The organism is Streptomyces sp. NPDC058664 (assembly GCF_042716635.1).
Taxonomy (GTDB): domain Bacteria; phylum Actinomycetota; class Actinomycetes; order Streptomycetales; family Streptomycetaceae; genus Streptomyces.
On record NZ_JBHXRW010000196.1, the window covers coordinates 1 to 1,783 of the forward strand.

The window sequence follows — 1,783 nt, forward strand, 5'->3', positions numbered from 1 at the left end:
TCAGTCGTCTTCGCCGTCGCCGAAGTCGGGGCGGACGCCCCGCGCGGCCATGACCTCGTCGTTCGAGGTGCCGGCGGCGACCATCGGCCAGACCTGGGCGTCCTCGTGGACGATGAAGTCGACGACGACCGGCCGGTCGTCGATGGCGTTGGCCTCGGCGATGACCTTGTCCAGGTCGGCCGGGTCCTCACAGCGCAGGGCGACACAGCCCATGGCCTCGGAGAGCTTGACGAAGTCGGGGACGCGGGTGCCCTTGTTCGCCTGGACGTCGTCCGGGCCGGAGTGCAGGACGGTGTTGGAGTAGCGCTGGTTGTAGAAGAGGGACTGCCACTGGCGGACCATCCCGAGGGCGCCGTTGTTGATGATGGCGACCTTGATCGGGATGTTGTTCAGGGCGCAGGTCGTGAGCTCCTGATTGGTCATCTGGAAGCAGCCGTCGCCGTCGATCGCCCAGACCGGACGGTCGGGCAGGCCGGCCTTGGCGCCCATCGCGGCGGGGACCGCGTACCCCATCGTCCCCAGGCCGCCCGAGTTCAGCCAGGTGGCCGGCTGCTCGTAGTCGATGAAGTGGGCGGCCCACATCTGGTGCTGGCCGACACCCGCGGTGAAGATCGTGCCCTCGGGGGCGAGCTGCCCGATGCGCTGGATGACCTGCTGCGGCGAGAGGCTGCCGTCCTCCGGCAGGTCGTAGCCGAGCGGGTAGGTCTCGCGCCAGCGGTTCAGGTCGCTCCACCAGGCGGTGTAGTCGCCCTTGTTGCCCTCGCTGTGCTCGGCCTGGACGGCCTGGACCAGGTCGGCGATGACCTCGCGGGCGTCCCCGACGATCGGGACGTCGGCGGCGCGGTTCTTGCCGATCTCGGCCGGGTCGATGTCCGCGTGGACGATCTTGGCGTACGGGGCGAAGCTGTCGAGCTTGCCGGTGACGCGGTCGTCGAAGCGGGCGCCGAGCGCGACGATCAGGTCCGCCTTCTGCAGCGCGGTGACGGCGGTGACGGCACCGTGCATGCCGGGCATGCCCACGTGCAGCGGGTGGCTGTCGGGGAAGGCGCCGAGGGCCATCAGGGTGGTGGTGACCGGGGCGCCGGTCAGCTCGGCGAGGATCTTCAGCTCGCCGGTGGCGCCGGCCTTGATGACGCCGCCGCCGACGTACAGGACGGGGCGCTTGGCGGCGGAGATCAGCTTCGCGGCCTCGCGGATCTGCTTGGCGTGCGGCTTGGTCACCGGACGGTAGCCGGGCAGGTCCGTCTGCGGCGGCCAGCTGAAGGTGGTCTTCGCCTGGAGCGCGTCCTTGGCGATGTCGACCAGGACCGGGCCCGGACGGCCGGTGGAGGCGATGTGGAAGGCCTCGGCGATCGTCCGCGGGATGTCCTCGGCCTTGGTGACGAGGAAGTTGTGCTTGGTGATCGGCATCGTGATGCCGCAGATGTCCGCCTCCTGGAAGGCGTCCGTGCCGATCGCCTTCGAGGCGACCTGGCCGGTGATCGCGACGAGCGGGACGGAGTCCATGTGCGCGTCGGCGATCGGGGTGACGAGGTTGGTCGCACCGGGCCCCGAGGTCGCCATGCAGACGCCGACCTTGCCGGTCGCCTGGGCGTAGCCGGTGGCGGCGTGGCCCGCGCCCTGCTCGTGACGGACCAGGATGTGACGCACTCGCTTCGAGTCCATCATCGGGTCGTAGGCCGGGAGGATGCAGCCGCCGGGGATACCGAAGACGGTGTCGGCGCCCACTTCCTCGAGAGAACGGATGAGGGCCTGCGCGCCCGTGACGTGCTCGACGGCGGTG

General features: G+C 70.2%; 1 protein-coding gene. It reads right to left on the bottom strand.

Annotation, left to right across the window (positions count from 1 at the left end; translation table 11 throughout):
* Positions 1–1,783: acetolactate synthase large subunit (locus tag ACFWUY_RS41475; protein ID WP_384122179.1), on the bottom strand; the 1,783-nt coding region annotated here is incomplete at its 5' end.